The sequence below is a fragment of the Siccibacter colletis genome, assembly GCF_000696575.1.
In the GTDB taxonomy this organism is placed as follows: domain Bacteria; phylum Pseudomonadota; class Gammaproteobacteria; order Enterobacterales; family Enterobacteriaceae; genus Siccibacter; species Siccibacter colletis.
Genome location: NZ_JMSQ01000004.1, coordinates 144,141 through 161,599, shown reverse-complemented (window position 1 = coordinate 161,599; position 17,459 = coordinate 144,141). Strand labels below are relative to the sequence as shown.

Annotated in this window: 16 protein-coding genes; 4 read left to right on the top strand and 12 right to left on the bottom strand. The window is 56.7% G+C overall.

From position 1 onward, the window contains the following. Positions 1-9: 9 nt before the first annotated feature. The 4 genes from prfB to xerD all read right to left on the bottom strand — a co-directional run bounded on the left by prfB (position 10) and on the right by xerD (position 4,572). Positions 10-1,108 (bottom strand): peptide chain release factor 2 gene (prfB, locus tag ET34_RS0104180; protein ID WP_152548345.1). Its coding sequence is split into 2 segments (ribosomal slippage): positions 10-1,032 and positions 1,034-1,108, totalling 1,098 coding nucleotides; the frame shifts between segments, so codons are not numbered across the junction. Between the two features lie 90 nt (positions 1,109-1,198). Continuing rightward, the gene (gene recJ, locus ET34_RS0104175; protein ID WP_031519728.1) at positions 1,199-2,932 is read right to left on the bottom strand and encodes a single-stranded-DNA-specific exonuclease RecJ; all 1,734 of its coding nucleotides are present in this window, start codon (positions 2,930-2,932) and stop codon (positions 1,199-1,201) included. A 3-nt stretch (positions 2,933-2,935) separates the two neighbouring features. After that, complete coding sequence (gene dsbC, locus ET34_RS0104170) at positions 2,936-3,646, bottom strand: bifunctional protein-disulfide isomerase/oxidoreductase DsbC (RefSeq protein WP_031519727.1); 711 nt, start codon at positions 3,644-3,646, stop codon at positions 2,936-2,938. 29 nt (positions 3,647-3,675) lie between these two features. Further along, entirely contained in the window at positions 3,676-4,572 is an 897-nt protein-coding gene (gene xerD / locus ET34_RS0104165; RefSeq protein ID WP_031519725.1) for a site-specific tyrosine recombinase XerD, read from the bottom strand. Between the two features lie 100 nt (positions 4,573-4,672). Here xerD and fldB point away from each other — a divergent pair, with 100 nt between their 5' ends. Next, on the top strand, positions 4,673-5,194 hold the full coding sequence (gene fldB / locus ET34_RS0104160; RefSeq protein WP_031519723.1) for a flavodoxin FldB: 522 nt from the start codon (positions 4,673-4,675) through the stop codon (positions 5,192-5,194). 49 nt (positions 5,195-5,243) lie between these two features. Here the strand turns inward: fldB and ET34_RS0104155 are convergent, their stop codons facing one another. Next, a complete protein-coding gene (locus ET34_RS0104155; RefSeq protein ID WP_031519722.1) occupies positions 5,244-5,660 on the bottom strand; it encodes a protein YgfX in 417 nt (138 codons plus the stop codon). Further along, complete coding sequence (gene sdhE, locus ET34_RS0104150; protein WP_031519720.1) at positions 5,641-5,907, bottom strand: FAD assembly factor SdhE; 267 nt, start codon at positions 5,905-5,907, stop codon at positions 5,641-5,643. The genes ET34_RS0104155 and sdhE overlap by 20 nt, the downstream gene beginning before the upstream one ends. 262 nt (positions 5,908-6,169) lie before the next feature. On the opposite strand from sdhE, the gene ygfZ reads away from it, so the two are divergent. Next, a complete protein-coding gene (gene ygfZ / locus ET34_RS0104145) occupies positions 6,170-7,153 on the top strand; it encodes a tRNA-modifying protein YgfZ (protein ID WP_031519718.1) in 984 nt (327 codons plus the stop codon). Between the two features lie 39 nt (positions 7,154-7,192). Here the strand turns inward: ygfZ and trhA are convergent, their stop codons facing one another. Continuing rightward, positions 7,193-7,852 carry a PAQR family membrane homeostasis protein TrhA gene (gene trhA / locus ET34_RS0104140; RefSeq protein WP_031519716.1) on the bottom strand — a complete coding sequence of 220 codons (660 nt, stop codon included), beginning with the start codon at positions 7,850-7,852 and terminating at the stop codon, positions 7,193-7,195. A gap of 311 nt (positions 7,853-8,163) precedes the next feature. Between trhA and ET34_RS0104135 the strand changes: the two genes are divergently transcribed. Both ET34_RS0104135 and ET34_RS0104130 read left to right on the top strand, forming a co-directional pair. Further along, on the top strand, positions 8,164-8,892 hold the full coding sequence (locus ET34_RS0104135) for a MurR/RpiR family transcriptional regulator (protein ID WP_031519714.1): 729 nt from the start codon (positions 8,164-8,166) through the stop codon (positions 8,890-8,892). A gap of 163 nt (positions 8,893-9,055) precedes the next feature. Then, entirely contained in the window at positions 9,056-10,489 is a 1,434-nt protein-coding gene (locus tag ET34_RS0104130; RefSeq protein WP_031519713.1) for a 6-phospho-beta-glucosidase, read from the top strand. A 37-nt stretch (positions 10,490-10,526) separates the two neighbouring features. Here ET34_RS0104130 and ET34_RS0104125 read toward each other — a convergent pair whose 3' ends face one another. The 5 genes from ET34_RS0104125 to ubiI form a co-directional block, all read right to left on the bottom strand. After that, complete coding sequence (locus ET34_RS0104125; protein WP_031519709.1) at positions 10,527-11,270, bottom strand: SDR family oxidoreductase; 744 nt, start codon at positions 11,268-11,270, stop codon at positions 10,527-10,529. 58 nt (positions 11,271-11,328) lie between these two features. Then, positions 11,329-14,202, bottom strand: coding sequence for an aminomethyl-transferring glycine dehydrogenase (gene gcvP, locus ET34_RS0104120; RefSeq protein WP_031519707.1), 2,874 nt, complete (start codon positions 14,200-14,202; stop codon positions 11,329-11,331). A gap of 118 nt (positions 14,203-14,320) precedes the next feature. After that, positions 14,321-14,707, bottom strand: a complete 387-nt coding sequence (gene gcvH, locus ET34_RS0104115; RefSeq protein ID WP_031519705.1) for a glycine cleavage system protein GcvH — start codon at positions 14,705-14,707, stop codon at positions 14,321-14,323. A gap of 22 nt (positions 14,708-14,729) precedes the next feature. Then, positions 14,730-15,827, bottom strand: coding sequence for a glycine cleavage system aminomethyltransferase GcvT (gene gcvT, locus ET34_RS0104110; RefSeq protein WP_031519703.1), 1,098 nt, complete (start codon positions 15,825-15,827; stop codon positions 14,730-14,732). A 423-nt stretch (positions 15,828-16,250) separates the two neighbouring features. Then, a complete protein-coding gene (gene ubiI, locus ET34_RS0104105) occupies positions 16,251-17,453 on the bottom strand; it encodes an FAD-dependent 2-octaprenylphenol hydroxylase (RefSeq protein WP_031519702.1) in 1,203 nt (400 codons plus the stop codon). Between the last annotated feature and the right edge of the window lie 6 nt (positions 17,454-17,459).

The following is a 17,459-nucleotide window of genomic DNA, read 5'->3' as shown; positions in this document are numbered from 1 at the left end:
GTTGGTTCCTCATAACCCTGCTTTCAAACTTGCTTCAATGAATTTGTCCAGATCGCCGTCCAGCACCGCCTGCGTGTTGCGGGTTTCAACACCGGTACGCAGATCCTTGATGCGGGAATCATCAAGAACGTAAGAACGGATCTGGCTACCCCAGCCGATATCGGATTTGTTGTCTTCCAGCGCCTGTTTCTCAGCATTTTTCTTCTGCATTTCCAGTTCATAAAGCTTCGCTTTCATCTGCTTCATGGCCTGATCTTTGTTCTTATGCTGGGAACGGTCGTTCTGACACTGGGTCACGGTACCGGTTGGAATGTGCGTAATACGTACCGCAGATTCAGTACGGTTAACGTGCTGTCCGCCCGCGCCGGAAGCGCGGTAAACGTCGATACGCAGATCCGCCGGATTGATTTCGATATCGATGTTTTCATCCACTTCCGGATAAACAAACGCGGAACTGAAGGAGGTATGACGACGGCCACCGGAGTCAAACGGGCTTTTACGCACCAGACGATGCACGCCGGTTTCGGTACGCAGCCAGCCGAACGCATACTCGCCCTGAATGCGGATGGTCACGGATTTGATACCTGCGACTTCGCCTTCAGACTCTTCGATAATTTCGGTTTTGAAGCCGCGCGCTTCTGCCCAACGCAGATACATGCGCATCAGCATGCTTGCCCAGTCCTGCGCTTCGGTACCACCAGAGCCTGCCTGAATATCGATATAGCAGTCGGCGCTGTCATACTCGCCGGAGAACATACGGCGGAACTCAAGCTGCGCCAGTTTCTGCTCCAGCTGATCCAGCTCGACGACGGCTTCATTGAAGGTCTCTTCGTCGTCAGCTTCAATCGCCAGCTCCAGCAAGCCGGATACGTCATCCAGCCCCTGCGTCATCTGATCGAGGGTTTCAACAATGGCTTCCAGCGAGGAGCGCTCTTTACCCAGCGCCTGTGCACGTTCTGGTTCGTTCCAGACGTCCGGCTGCTCAAGCTCAGCGTTTACTTCTTCGAGGCGTTCTTTCTTAGCATCGTAGTCAAAGATACCCCCTAAGAACGTCAGAGCGCTCCGTGAGGTCCTGAATGCGGTTTTTTACCGGATTAATTTCAAACATGGTTTGCGGATCTTTAAGTTGGCTAGTCAAAATGCGGCATAAGGGCAAAAGTTTACCGGATTCATGCCGCTTTTTATAGCGATTATGGCCTCAGAGCGGCCAGATGTTGTCGATAATAAGCTGAACGCTGCGGTTACCGCGAAACTCATTTACATCAAGCTTATACGCAATTTCTACCTCGCGTACGCCGTTATCCGGCCAGCAAGCGGTATCGATATTGAAGGCGATACCGTCCAGCAACGGGCCGCCACCGACGGGTTCCAGCATCAGCTTGAGATGGCGCTCGCCCACCAGGCGCTGCTGCAGCACGCGAAAACGTCCGTCAAACAGCGGTTCCGGGAACATTTGCCCCCACGGGCCGGCATCACGCAGCATCTCCGCCACGTCAAGCGTCATCTCCTGCGGTTGAAGCGCTCCGTCAGACCAGATTTCGCCCTGCAGCAGCGCCGGATCGAGCCACTCGCCCACCAGCGCGGCGAAGCGCTGCTGAAACTCCTCAAAGCGATCGCTCTGCAGCGACAGGCCCGCAGCCATGGCGTGTCCGCCAAACTTCAGCATCATGCCAGGATAGAGCGTATCCAGCCGCTCCAGCGCATCGCGCATATGCAGCCCCTGGATGGAGCGCCCTGAACCTTTAAGCGTTCCGTCACCTGCCGGGGCAAAAGCAATTACCGGGCGATGGAAGCGCTCTTTGATACGCGAGGCCAGAATACCGACTACGCCCTGATGCCATTCCGGGTGATAGATAGCGATCCCGCCAGGCAGCGCTTCACCGCTACGTTCCAGCCGCTCGCAGAGCGTCAGCGCTTCCGCCTGCATCCCCTGCTCAATCTCTTTGCGGGTCTGGTTGAGCGCATCAAGCTCGCTTGCCAGCATCCGTGCCTGCACGATGTCATTACACATCAGCAACGCAACCCCGACAGACATATCGTCCAGACGACCCGCTGCGTTCAGGCGCGGGCCGAGCGCGAAGCCCAGATCGCTGGCGGCGAGCTTTTGCGCGTCGCGGTTGGCAATCTCAAGCAGCGCACGGATCCCCGGACGGCACCTTCCGGCGCGAATGCGGCTCAGCCCCTGCCAGATGAGAATGCGGTTATTGGCATCCAGCGGCACCACGTCTGCCACCGTACCCAGCGCCACCAGATCCAGATGTTCAGCCAGGTTCGGCATCGCGATGCCCTGCTGTTCAAACCAGCCGGCCTCACGCAAATGGGCGCGCAGCGCCAGCATCAGGTAAAACGCGACGCCAACCCCGGCGAGGCATTTCGACGGAAACGCGCAGTTGGCCAGATTAGGATTGATAATGGCTTCTGCAGGCGGCAGTACGTCACCGGGCAGATGGTGATCGGTGATCACCACCGGAATGCCAAGTTCATGCGCCCGCGCCACGCCACTGTGCGACGAGATACCGTTATCAACGGTCAGGATCAGCTGCGCACCGCGGGCATGCGCCTGATCGACAACTTCGGGACTTAACCCGTAGCCATCATCAAAGCGATTCGGCACCAGGTAATCGACGTTGCCCGTCCCCAAGCTGCGCAGAGCCAGTACGCTCAGAGCAGTGCTGGTCGCGCCATCGGCATCGAAGTCGCCGACAACAATGATGCGCAGGTTTTCACGCAACGCATCAAAGAGAATAGCGACCGCTGTATCCACACCGGCCAGTTGCTGCCAGGGCAGCATGCCCTTCACGCTGCGCTCCAGATCGGCGGCGCTTTTAACGCCGCGGCTGGCATACAGACGACGCAGCAGCGGCGATAGCTCAGCTGGCAGCTGCGCCGTGTCGTCCACCGTTCTGCGGCGGAGCTGTGTTTGCTGTTTCACCCGTTACTGTGCCTGTTTCTTGTGTTCATCCAGCAGCGCTTTCAGCTCTTTTGGCCCCTGGTAACCCGGCACAACATAGCCGTCGTTCAGCACCAGGGCTGGTGTACCCTGCACACCAAACTGCACGCCCAGCGCATAGTGTTTTGCGATATTGATATCGCAACTTGCGGAAGGCACTTCACCATTTTTCATAGCTGCATCAAAGGCTTTGTTGCGATCTTTAGCACACCAGATGGCCTGCATGCCTTTTTCGGCTTCGCTCTGCGGCCCCTGACGTGGGAAGGCCAGATAACGCACGGTGATACCCAACGCGTTATAGTCCTTCATCTCTTCATGAAGCTTGTGGCAGTAACCACAGGTGATGTCGGTAAACACGGTGATAACGTGCTGCTCTTTCGCCGCCTTGTACACGATCATCTCTTTATCGAGCGCGTTAAGACGGGTCATCAGCATTTTATTGGTAACGTTCACCGGCTGCGCGCCGCTGACGTCGTAGAGCGGCCCCTGGATGATGTGCTTACCGTCGTCAGTGACATACAGCACGCCGCTGTTGGTCAACACGCTTTTCATCCCGGCAACCGGTGCTGGCTGGATGGACTCACTTTTCACCCCCAGCTTTGCCAGAGAGGCTTCAATCGCGGCATCATCTGCTTGCGCGGTAAACGTGGAGAGCGACACGGCGAGCAGGGAAAACAGCACGATACCTTTGTTCATTATCTTTCCTTAATCTGTATGTATGACACTCACGCCCGCGGGTGGTGCTGTTGATGGAGCTGCCGTAAGCGCTCGGTTGCAACGTGAGTATAAATTTGTGTGGTGGACAGATCGCTGTGTCCCAGCAGCATCTGGACCACGCGAAGATCGGCACCATGATTCAACAAATGGGTCGCAAAGGCATGGCGCAAAACGTGCGGCGACAGTTTCTCACTGTCAATGCCAGCCTGCGTGGCGTAATGCTTAATGCGATGCCAGAACGTCTGGCGCGTCATCTGTTGTGCACGTTTGCTTGGAAACAGCACGTCGTTGGACTGCCCGTTCAGCAACCAGTGACGCCCATGGGTAAGGTAGTATTCAACCCAGTAAACCGCTTCTTCACCCAGCGGCACAAGACGCTCTTTGTTACCTTTACCCAATACTCTGACCACACCCTGCCGCAGACTGATATCGCTCATGGTCAGGCCGACCAGCTCTGAGACACGCAGGCCGGTAGCATAGAGCACCTCAAGCATCGCTTTATCCCGTAATTCCACCGGCTGGTCAACTACTGGTGCCTGCAGGAGGCGGTCAACCTGCGCTTCGCTAAGATCTTTCGGAAGACGCTGGGGTAATTTGGGCGATGCCAGCATCGCGCTCGGATCGTCGGGGCGCACTTTCTCGCGGTACAGATGCTGGAACAGACGGCGCACGGCGCTGAGCATTCTGGCAGAGCTTGTCGCTTTATAGCCGCCTTCAACCCGCTCGGCGAGTAGCGCCTGCAGGTCAGAGGCCTGCGCCGTTTCAAGCGTAAGGCCGTGACGTTCCAGCCACTCAACCAGGCTTTTTAGATCGCGGCGGTAAGCCTGAAGCGTGTTCTCAGAGAGATTGCGCTCAAGCCAGAGCATGTCCAGAAACTGTTCAATGCGAGCAATATCCTGCTCCACGGTAACCTCCCGATAACTGCCGTTGCGGCATTATGCCTGATTGCGCCGCGATTCTGATACACTAGCCGCTCAGTACAGAATGAGATGAGACGTTATCGTTATGAACATTGGTCTTTTTTATGGTTCCAGCACCTGTTACACCGAAATGGCTGCCGAGAAAATTCGCGACATTATTGGCCCGGAACTGGTTACGCTTCATAACCTGAAAGATGATGCTCCATCGCTGATGACGCAGTACGACGTGCTGATTTTAGGTATTCCCACCTGGGATTTTGGTGAGCTTCAGGAAGACTGGGAAGCGATCTGGGACCAGCTTGATGACATCAATCTCAACGGCAAAATCGTTGCGCTCTACGGCATGGGCGACCAGCTGGGCTACGGCGAATGGTTCCTTGATGCGCTTGGCATGCTGCACGATAAACTGACGCCGCGCGGTGCAACCTTTATTGGTTACTGGCCAACCGAAGGATATGAATTCACCAGCCAGAAACCTGTTATCGCGGATGGTCAGCTGTTTGTAGGCCTGGCGCTGGATGAAACCAACCAGTATGACCTGAGCGATGAGCGTATTCAGGCCTGGTGCGAGCAGATCCTTGGCGAAATGGCGGAGCGTTTCTCCTGAGCAGCAGCGACCACTCGACTGCTGCCTGTCCCGGTAACACCACACCACATTAATAATGGCTGCGCGTCGGCGTTTGCAAAATCAGCCTGCGCAGATTACGCCACTCCCGGTCATCCATACTGTCTGCCGCCAGCCATAAATGTTTACACCGCCGTTTACCCGGCTTACGCAAACGCAGCATCATGCCGCTCTGGATTGTCCAGGGCTCACCGACGATTTCCCATTCCGCTCCCTGCCATTTAAAACGATTCTCCATCAGCAGCTTAACTTCGCCCTGACGCGCATTAATGCGGCGCTGACTGCGAACGCAATCAAATACCACCAGAGAAAGGAGCAGCATCCAGACGGGGGTATAGCTCAGCGGCCAGGGTACGAACAATACGATAGCTGCCACAACGCCATGAAGCAGCAAAGAGAGCCACTGCGAGCGCCATGAAACGCGTAAATCAGAGTGCCACAGGACCACGTTCCTGATTCCGTTTCTGAATTAACAGCACCATCCGCTCTAACTCGGCGTCCGCAGGCTTACCATGATTCATCAGCCAGTTAAACAAATCGGGATCGTCACACTCAAGAAGGCGAACGAAAAGCCGTTTGTCGTCATCGCTCAACGAGTCGTATTCATGCTCGAAAAACGGCATGACAGAAATATCCAGCTCCCGCATTCCGCGACGGCACGCCCAGTGAATTCGCGCTTTATTCGTTATATCCATCTTTATATTCCTGTTTAAGCCGGAAATAAGGTACGGCGACTAGTGTATCGTGTTTTTGACCACGCCATCACAGGATTGTTTTGAATTACGAGGCGTTTTCCTGAAAATTTTCCCACTACTGCAAGTTACAAAAAATCCTTCGAAGCGGTAAGCAAAGCCGTGTTTACCGCACGAATGGCCCTCTTAAAGCGCTTGCAAAGGCTGGCAGCTCTTTTACCATTAGGTTTCATTAATATTGCGAAGTGACATTCGGGACTTAGTTATGGCATCTACACCGTTTCCACCGCGTCAGCCCGCTGCCTCGGCGCGCCTGCCGCTCACGCTGATCTCGCTGGATGACTGGGCGCTGGCCACCATCACCGGTGCTGAAAGCGAAAAATACCTTCAGGGCCAGGTTACGACCGATGTCGCCGCGCTGGCTGATAACCAGCATCTGCTCGCCGCGCACTGCGATGCTAAAGGTAAGATGTGGAGTAATTTACGTCTGTTCCGCGATGGTGAAGGCTATGCGTGGATCCTGCGCCGCAGCCTGCGTGACGCGCAGCTGACCGAGCTGAAGAAATATGCCGTTTTCTCAAAAGTAACTATCGTACCGGACGACAGCCGCGTACTGCTTGGCGTCGCAGGTTTCCAGGCACGCGCTGCGCTTGCTGGCCTGTTCACTACGCTGCCGGATGAACAGAACCAGGTAGTACGCGAAGGTGATACCACTCTGCTGTGGTTCGGTATGCCTGCTGAACGTTTTCTGCTGGTCACCACACCTGCACAGGTGCAGGAATTAACAGAGAAGCTGCAGGGCGAAGCGCAGCTTAACAATAGCCAGCAGTGGCTGGCGCTGGATATTGAGGCGGGCATCCCGGTAATCGAACCGGAAAACAGTGCGCAGTTTATTCCTCAGGCCACTAACCTCCAGGCGCTGGGCGGTATCAGCTTTAAAAAGGGCTGTTATACCGGGCAGGAGATGGTCGCCCGCGCCAAATTCCGCGGAGCGAACAAACGCGCGCTCTGGTTCCTTGCTGGGCAGGCGAGCCGTGCTCCACTGCCGGGCGAAGATCTGGAAATGCAGATGGGTGAAAACTGGCGCCGGACCGGGACGGTACTCACGGCAGCCCAGCTTGATGACGGGCGCGTGCTGGTGCAGGTGGTGATGAATAACGATATGGAAGCCGGAAGCGTATTCCGCGTTCGCGATGACGCTGCGCATACCCTGTCTATCGAACCACTGCCTTACTCTCTCGACGAGTAAAGGCCTGTCAGGTGCGGCTGCGTTTGCCGCACCTGCATCCTACACCTGACCGATATACAGATAGATGGCCAGGAAGTGGCAGACGCTTCCGCCAAGCACAAAGCCGTGCCAGATTGCGTGGTTATAGGGGATGCGTTTACAGACGTAAAAAATCACCCCCAGTGAATACACGATGCCGCCTGCGGCGAGCAGCGTCACGCTGGCCGGAGCCAGTTTGATGACCATCTGGTAAATCACTACCAGCGACAACCATCCCATCGCCAGATAGGTCACCAGCGACAACACCTTAAAGCGATGAGCGAAAGTAAGCTTAAACAGGATGCCCAGCAGCGCGAGGCTCCAGATGACAATCATCAGCCCTTTCGCCAGCAGTGAGTTAAGCCCCACCAGCAGAAACGGCGTATAGGTACCGGCTATCAACAGATAGATGGCGCAGTGGTCGAACTTTTTCAGCCAGATTTTCGCCCGCGCATGTGGAATAGCGTGGTAGAGCGTCGAAGCAAGAAACAGCAAAATCATACTGCCGCCGTAGAGGCTATAGCTGACAATTGCCGTTGCGTTGGCGTTGGCGTCAATGGCCTGGACCAGCAGCAGCACAAGCCCGACGATGCCGAACACCAGCCCGATGCCGTGGCTAATGCTGTTGGCGATTTCCTCAGCCAGTGAATATCCCTGTGTGATGGAGGGTTGACGAACCATGATGCAACTCCTGGAAAGCGACTAAAAGTTAAGCATCACTAGCGTAACTGAGAATGATTTCAGTGAACACCTGTTAGCTGAAATATATTTGGCCTGCGCAACCTGGAACCGGCAGAGGTAGCGGTTCGGGAGCGGCGGCGGGGCCAGTTCGGGGCCGGTAGAGTTGTATGGTCAGGGCTGGCGGCGGGGTCAGAATAGCCGTGCGCCTTACGGCGATTCATTTATCCGTAGCCATGAAAAGGGATGGTTGCTGTAATACATCGTCTGGTAATCTACAGGCGCGCTTAATAAGGGATACCAGCACTGTGACCATGTTTACCCACTCCGCTATTGCCAGCCTGAATAATCTTGAAATGATGGTCTACAACTATGTCATCAAGAACCCTGACAAAGTCATGTACATGACCATCCGCGAGCTGGCGGACGAAGCGGGAGTCTCTACCACCACGGTGCTGCGCTTCTGCCGCAAGCTCAATTGCGAAGGCTATTCCGAATTCCGCGTGCGCTTCAAATTATATTTAGAGCAGAATGAACCGCAGCAAGCGAATTTCGGTGCCAGCGAGATAATGAGCTTTTTCCGAAGCGTAAATAACGAAGAGTTTGATAATTTACTGGATGATGCGGTAAATATTATTCTGCAATCGGAACGTATTATATTTGTCGGAGCGGGCACCTCAGGCGCACTGGCGAAATATGGCGCGCGCTTTTTCTCAAATGTCGGAAAATTCAGCAACCATATTGACGACCCTTATTTCCCGGTCACCAGCGACATGGCGAAAAATGCGCTGGCTATCGTACTCTCCGTATCCGGCGAAACCGAAGAGATCCTGCGCTTTGCCAGCCAGTTCAGCCTGCACCGCTGCAAGGTGCTCTCCGTCACCAGCCATGAAAACTCCTCACTGGCTAAGCTTGCCGACTTCAATCTCTCCTGGCATGTGCAGCCCATGCGCATTGCGGGCGTCTATGACATCACCACGCAAATCCCGGTGATTTATATTCTTGAATCTCTGGGCCGTAAACTGGCACGTCGGCTGGCATAAAAAACATATTGTTTTTTGGGTGTAACAAATCACCGGCTGCGTTATTTGTTATATCGTGACTTTTCATCTTCCTTTGTTAGACTCGTTGGCAGACTTTATTAAAGGCCCGGTAGTAATTGTTTTATTGACATTTATTTACCAACCGACAACGAGACAATGAAATATGAAAAAGCTGACATTACCGAAAGATTTTTTATGGGGCGGCGCGGTTGCTGCACATCAGGTTGAAGGCGGTTGGGATAAGGGCGGCAAAGGCCCAAGCATCTGTGACGTACTGACCGGGGGCGCTCACGGCGTGCCGCGCGTCATCACTGAGCGCGTAGAGCCGGGCAAATACTATCCGAACCATGAAGCTATCGATTTCCACGGCCACTACAAAGAAGATATCAAGCTGTTCGCCGAGATGGGTTTCAAATGCTTCCGTACCTCCATTGCCTGGACGCGCATCTTCCCGAAAGGGGATGAAACCCAGCCAAATGAAGAAGGGCTGAAATTCTATGACGATATGTTCGATGAACTGCTGAAGTACAACATCGAACCGGTCATTACCCTCTCTCACTTCGAGATGCCGCTGCACCTGGTGCAGGAGTACGGCGGCTGGACCAACCGCAAAGTGGTGGATTTCTTTGTGCGCTTCGCTGAAGTGGTATTCGAGCGTTACAAAAACAAAGTTAAGTACTGGATGACCTTCAACGAGATCAATAACCAGCGTAACTGGCGCGCGCCGCTGTTTGGCTACTGCTGCTCCGGCGTGGTCTACACCGATCACGACAACCCGGAAGAGGTGATGTATCAGGTACTGCACCACCAGTTCGTCGCCAGCGCCCAGGCGGTGAAGATTGGTCATCGCATCAATCCGGAGATGAAAATCGGCTGTATGCTGGCGATGGTGCCACTCTATCCGTTCTCCTGTAAGCCGGAAGACGTGATGTTCGCTCAGGAATCCATGCGCGAGCGCTATGTATTTACCGATGTGCAGCTGCGCGGCTACTACCCGACCTACGTGCTGAACGAGTGGGAGCGTCGCGGGTTTACGATCAAAATGGAAGATGGCGACGAGCAGATCCTGCGTGAAGGCTGCTGCGACTACCTCGGCTTTAGCTACTACATGACCAACGCGGTAAAAGCCGAAGGCGGTTCCGGCGATGCGCTTTCCGGTTTCCAGGGCAGCGTGCCGAACCCGCACGTGAAAGCCTCCGACTGGGGCTGGCAGATTGACCCGGTTGGCCTGCGCTATGCGCTGTGCGAACTTTACGAACGCTATCAAAAACCGCTGTTCATCGTTGAAAACGGTTTTGGTGCCTACGACAAGGTGGAAGCCGACGGCAGCATCAACGATGACTACCGCATCGACTACCTGCGTTCCCATGTGGAAGAGATGATGAAAGCCGTCACCTACGACGGCGTGGATCTGATGGGCTATACCCCGTGGGGCTGCATTGATTGCGTTTCCTTCACCACCGGGCAGTACAGCAAACGCTACGGCTTTATCTATGTGAACAAGCATGACGACGGAACCGGCGATATGTCTCGTTCCCGCAAGAAGAGCTTCAACTGGTACAAAGACGTTATCGCCAGCAACGGCGAGCAGCTCTGAGTCCTCATCCTCCCCCTGCTACAGGGGGAGGTCGTCATTACTTCCCGCCAGCCATATCAATAAAGCTCCCGGTCACGTAAGAAGCTTTATCGCTGAGCAGCCAGGCAATTGCCTGGGCCACCTCTTCCGGCTGACCGCCACGCTGCATCGGAATCGCGGTTTTTACCCGATCCACGCGCCCCGGCTCGCCGCCTGAAGCATGCATCTCGGTATAAATAAATCCTGGCCGCACCCCGTTCACGCGTATCCCCTGCCCTGCCACTTCCAGTGACAGACCTGTCGTCATAGCGTCAACGGCACCTTTCGAGGCGGCATAATCCACATATTCACCCGGCGCGCCGAGACGCGAAGCGGCGGACGAGACGTTAACAATCGCCCCACCCTTCCCACCGTGCTGGTGCGCCATGCGCTTCACCGCTTCGCGACAGCACAGGAAATAGCTGGTGACGTTCGTGGTAAGCACCTGATTGATGCGCGCCGCGGTCAGCGTCTCCAGACGGGCCTGCTGAAACAGAATGCCGGCATTGTTCACCAGGGCATCTACCGGGCCGAACAAACGATCGATCTGCTCGAACATCGTCACTACCTGCGCCTCGTCCGATACATCAGCCCTGATTGCCTCCGCCGTACCACCCGCGAGGCGAATTTCATTAACCACCGCCTGCGCAGCCTCTGTGTTAGTGTGGTAGTTCACCACCACGCTGTATCCTTCCTGCGCCAGCAGCAGCGAGGTCGCGCGTCCAATTCCCCGGCTTCCACCGGTCACCAGTGCAACAGTCATCATTTTCTCCATAACAAAAAGGGCACCGAAGCGCCCTCAAATTACAACAGGATAGTTATTACTGGTATTCACTCATCGGCACGCAGGAGCAGAACAGATTGCGATCCCCGTATACGTCGTCAAGGCGTTTTACGGTCGGCCAGTATTTATTGTCGAAGCCTGCCGGGAAGGCAGCCAGTTCGCGGGTATAGCTGTGATCCCACTCGCCAACCAGCTCTTTCTGCGTGTGCGGCGCGTTCACCAGCGGGTTGTCTTCCGCCGGCCATTCGCCTTTTGCTACACGATCGATTTCGGTGCGGATCGCCAGCATCGCATCGATAAAGCGATCCAGCTCAACCTTACTTTCGGATTCCGTCGGCTCAACCATCAGCGTACCCGCCACCGGGAACGACATGGTCGGGGCGTGGAAGCCGTAATCGATCAGGCGCTTGGCGATATCCAGCTCGCTGATACCGGTCGTTTCCTTGAGCGGGCGAATATCGAGGATGCACTCGTGCGCCACACGACCATCGCGGCCGGTATAGAGTACCGGATAAGCCGACTGCAGGCGGCTGGCAATATAGTTGGCGTTGAGGATGGCTACCTGGCTGGCCTTTTTCAGCCCTTCCGCGCCCATCATACGGATATACATCCAGCTGATCGGCAGGATAGAAGCGCTGCCAAACGGCGCGGCAGATACCGCGCCCTGACGGGTGAGCATCCCTTCAATTTGCACCACGCTATGGCCAGGTACGAACGGCGCCAGATGCGCTTTGACGCCAATCGGCCCCATGCCCGGACCGCCGCCGCCGTGTGGAATGCAGAAGGTTTTGTGCAGGTTAAGGTGCGACACGTCTGCGCCAATGTAGCCCGGCGTGGTGATGCCGACCTGAGCATTCATGTTGGCGCCATCCAGGTAAACCTGGCCGCCGTACTGATGCACGATGTCGCACACGTCCCGGATGGTTTCTTCATACACGCCGTGGGTAGACGGATAGGTCACCATGATGCACGACAGCTTCTCCCCGGCCTGTTCGGCCTTCGCGCGCAGATCGGTCAGGTCGATGTTACCCTGCTTATCACAGGCCACCACCACAACCTGCATGCTCGCCATTTGGGCCGAGGCTGGGTTGGTGCCGTGTGCGGAACTCGGGATCAGGCAGATGTCACGGTGGCCTTCATTGCGGCTTTCATGATAGCGGCGAATAGCCAGCAGGCCGGCGTACTCGCCCTGAGCGCCGGAGTTCGGCTGCATGCAGAGGGCATCGTACCCGGTGAGCTTCACCAGCCAGTCAGAGAGCTGACCGATCATCTGATGATAGCCTTCCGCCTGATCCGCCGGGCAGAACGGGTGCAGTTCGGCAAATTCCGGCCAGGTGATCGGGATCATTTCCGCGGCGGCATTCAGTTTCATGGTGCAGGAGCCGAGCGGGATCATCGCCTGATTCAGCGCCAGATCCTTACGCTCCAGGCTGTGCATGTAGCGCATCATTTCGGTTTCGCTGTGGTAGCGATTGAATACCGGATGCGTCAGGATCGCATCATCGCGCAGCATCGCCTGCGGAACAGAGCGGCTGTCGAGCGCCACCTCTTTATCCAGACCGTCGATGTCCAGACCGTGATCGTCGCCCAGCAGCACGTTGAACAGCGTCGCGATATCGTCGCGGGTGGTGGCTTCATTCAGGGTGATGCCAACCGCGTTAAGCACGTCGCTGCGCAGGTTGATCTGCGCAGCTTCGGCGCGCGCCAGCACTGCGGCTTTGTCCGTTGCTTCCACGCACAGGGTATCGAACCAGTGCGCGTGACGCAGTTTCAGGCCGCCTTTTTGCAGGCCCGCCGCCAGAATATCGGTAAAGCGATGAATACGGCTGGCGATACGTTTCAGTCCTTCCGGGCCGTGGAATACCGCATAGAGGCTGGCAATGTTGGCCAGCAGCACCTGGGAGGTACAGATGTTGGAGTTGGCTTTCTCGCGGCGAATGTGCTGTTCGCGGGTCTGCATCGCCATACGCAGCGCGGTGTTGCCCGCCGCGTCGCGGGAAACGCCGATAATGCGTCCCGGCATCGAGCGTTTGAATTCATCTTTGGCACCGAAGAACGCCGCATGCGGGCCGCCGTAGCCCATCGGGACGCCAAAGCGCTGCGCGGAGCCAAAGACGATATCCGCACCCTGTTTGCCCGGCGCGGTTAACATCACCAGCGCCATAAAGTCGGCAGCCACGCTGACGATCACGTTGCGCGCTTTCAGCTCGCCGATCAGCGTGCTGTAATCGTGGACCTCGCCGGTGGTGCCAACCTGCTGGAGCAGCACGCCGAACACGTCCTGATGATCGAGCACCTTCTCAGCGTCATCGACAATGATGTCAAAGCCGAAGGTTTCCGCACGGGTACGCACGACATCCAGCGTCTGCGGATGCACGTCTGCCGCCACGAAGAAGCGGTTGGCGTTTTTCAGCTTGCTGACGCGTTTAGCCATCGCCATCGCTTCCGCCGCTGCGGTGGCTTCATCGAGCAGCGAGGCGGAGGCAATATCCATGCCGGTCAGATCCAGCGTGACCTGCTGGAAGTTGAGCAGTGCTTCGAGGCGGCCCTGAGACACTTCCGGCTGATACGGCGTATAGGCGGTGTACCAGCCCGGATTTTCCAGCATGTTGCGCAGGATCACCGGCGGGAGATGAACCGGGGTGTAGCCCATGCCAATGTAAGACGTAAAGCGCTTGTTGAGCCCGGCGATCGCTTTCAGTTCCGCCAGCGCGGCAAACTCGGTGGTGGCGTCGCCAACCTGCGGCGGCGTGGCGAGCTGAATGTCCTTCGGCACGATCTGTGCAATCAGGGCGTTTAATGAATCCGCGCCAACCGTGTTCAGCATCTCCTGCTGTTGCTGAGCATCCGGCCCGATGTGACGGTCGATAAACGCGCCACGGTTTTCAAGCTGGCTTAAAGTCTGTGTCATGAGCGATGGTTCCTGAAACGTGCGGTGAATAGTGGTCGCCTCTCGCAGCCGGAGAGGTTAAGGGCGAGGGCTGTTTCGCCCCCGCCCAGCCCTCTTCCGACGAAGAGGGAGAAAGCAGTTACTCGTCCAGCAGTGCTTCGTACGCAGCGGCATCCAGCAGCGCAGCAATCTGCGACTCGTCGCTGGCTTTAATCTTGAAGATCCAGCCTTCGCCATAGGGCGCGCTGTTAACCAGCTCCGGCGCATCGCCAAGGGCGTCGTTGACCGCCACAATCTCACCGCTGACCGGCGCATAGATGTCGGAGGCCGCTTTCACGGACTCCGCCACCGCACAGTCGTCCCCCGCGCTGACGGTAGTGCCAACGCCTGGCAGATCGACAAACACCATGTCACCGAGCAGCTCCTGCGCATGCTCGGTGATCCCCACGGTGTACGTGCCGTCGGCTTCTTTACGCAGCCACTCGTGTTCTTTGCTGTATTTCAGTTCTGCTGGAACATTGCTCATTTTTTTTCTCCTGATATCGACATCACTGTGCGACGGCTTTTCCGGCGCGAACGAAAACGGGTTTGGTCACGCGCACCGGCATTTCACGGTTGCGGATCTGGACAATCGCGGTCTCGCCAATGCCCTGGGGTACGCGGGCGAGCGCAATGCTGTAGCCGAGCGTCGGCGAGAAGGTGCCGCTGGTGATGATCCCTTCCAGGGGGTTGCCCTGAGCATCGGTAAAGCGCACCGGCAAACCACCGCGCAGCACGCCTTTTTCTGTCATCACCAGGCCGACCAGCTGCTCGGTGCCGTGTTCGCGCTGAGATTCCAGCGCCTCACGCCCGATGAACTGACGGTCGGCAGGCTCGAAAGCGATGGTCCAGCCCATATTGGCAGCGAGCGGCGATACGCCTTCATCCATCTCCTGCCCATACAGGTTCATCCCAGCCTCCAGGCGCAGCGTGTCGCGCGCGCCGAGGCCGCACGGCTGTACGCCAGCCTTGACCAGCGCCTGCCAGAAGTCGGCGGCTTTTTCATTGGGCAACGCGATTTCATAGCCAGCTTCACCGGTGTACCCGGTGGTGGCGATGAACAGATCGTCGGCCTGGACGCCAAAGAAGGGTTTCATGCCGTCAACCGCCTGGCGCTGGGCCTCGCTGAACAGCGTGCCCGCTTTCTCTTTCGCCTGCGGCCCCTGAACGGCAATCAGCGCCAGATCGTCGCGCACGGTAATTTCAACCCCGTACCCGGCAGCATGTTCCTCGATCCAGGCCAGATCTTTTTCCCGGGTGGCGGAGTTCACCACAAGGCGGAAATAGTCTTCGGTAAGGAAATAGACGATCAGGTCATCGATGACACCGGCGGAAGCGTTAAGCATACCGGTATAGAGGGCTTTGCCAGGGACAGTGAGTTTAGCGACGTCGTTAGCCAGCAGAAAACGCAGGAATTCGCGGGTACGGGTGCCGCGCAGGTCGACGATAGTCATATGGGAGACGTCAAACATACCGGCATCGCGGCGCACCGCGTGATGCTCATCCAGCTGGGAGCCGTAGTGCAACGGCATCATCCAGCCGTGGAAATCGACCATGCGCGCACCGCAGAGGGTGTGCTGTTCATACAAAGGGGTTTGTTGAGCCATCTTTTCCTCGGGTTGTCAGCGGGTACGAACGGGGATGCAGCCCTGAAAAAAGCCCAGGTTAAACCCCACCGCCACGGTCACTCCCGACCGCGACGCAAACGTTACCTTTTGCCTGAACTTATCACCGAAGCCTGGGATTAACCATAAGTAAAAATGGGTCATCAGATTAGCTTATGGCCGTAAAACCCGAAAAGCGCGACAGAGCTTTCGGTTGCCATTAGCGCAGTAAAAAGCTGATAAACAATGAATGCACCGGCCTGGCACCGCGCAATGCAGCATTTATTGTTGAAAGCGGAAAAAATTCACTACATTGCCAAAAACGTCAGATGAGTAAATCTAATCCGAAAAAATGGGTGAAATTAGAATATTTCAAACGAGGAGGATTTCCCTTTCCGCTGTCGGGAAAGGGAAAGTGTGACGCAGTTAACGTAACCACTCAGGCAGATCGTTCAGGCCCATCGCCTGACGGATCAGCTGCGGTTTAACACCCGGGAGAGTATCAGCAAGTTTCAGTCCAATATCGCGCAGCAGCTTTTTCGCCGGATTGCTGCCGGCAAACAGTTCGCGGAACCCCTGCATGCCCGCCAGCATCAGCGCGGCGCTGTGCTTGCGGCTGCGCTCGTAGCGGCGCAGATAGAGGTGCTGACCAATATCTTTACCCTGACGCTGCAGACGACGGAGTTCGTCAATCAGTTCAGCCGCATCCATAAACCCGAGGTTCACGCCCTGGCCCGCCAGCGGATGAATGGTGTGGGCGGCATCGCCGACCAGCGCCAGACGATGAGACGCGAACTGCCGCGCGTAACGGCCGACCAGCGGATAGACCTGGCGCTCACTTTCGACGTGGCACAGCCCAAGGCGGTTATCAAACGCTACGCACAGCGCCTGATTGAAGGCTTCATCGCTGGCCTGCTGCATCTGCTGCGCTTCATCAGGCGACAGCGACCAGACGATCGAGCACAGGTGCGGATCGGCCAGCGGCAGGAAGGCGAGAATGCCGTCACCGTGAAACATCTGGCGCGCCACCTGACCGTGAGGCTCATCGGTGCGAATGGTTGCCACCAGGGCGTGATGGCGGTAATCCCAGTATGTCAGCGGAATATCGGCGCGCTCGCGCAGCCAGGAGTTCGCCCCGTCCGCACCAATCACCAGCCGCGACGTCAGCATCGTGCCGTCGGTCAGGGTGAGAAAGGCGTCGTTCTCGCCGAAGGCAACCTGCTGCATCTGCGCCGGGGCAATGAGCGTAACGTCTGAACAGCGCTGGGCTTTATCCCACAGCGCCTGGTGGATCACCGCATTTTCAATGATATGCCCGAGATGGCTGTAGCCGAGGGATTTATCATCAAAAGCAATATGACCGAAGCTGTCCTGATCCCACACTTCCATGCCGTGATAGGGACTGACACGCCCCTGTTGCAAATCGTTCCACACCCCGAGCTTCGCCAGCAGCGTTTCGCTGGCGGCATTGATTGCCGAGACGCGCAGCGCGGGCGGCGCGTTCGCGGCTAACGGCTCGGGCTCATGCTGCTCCAGCACCGCAACGCGAAGGCCACTGCCCTGCAACCCGCAGGCAACCGCGAGGCCGACCATACCCCCGCCGACAATTGCCACATCTACGCTTTGCACATTCGT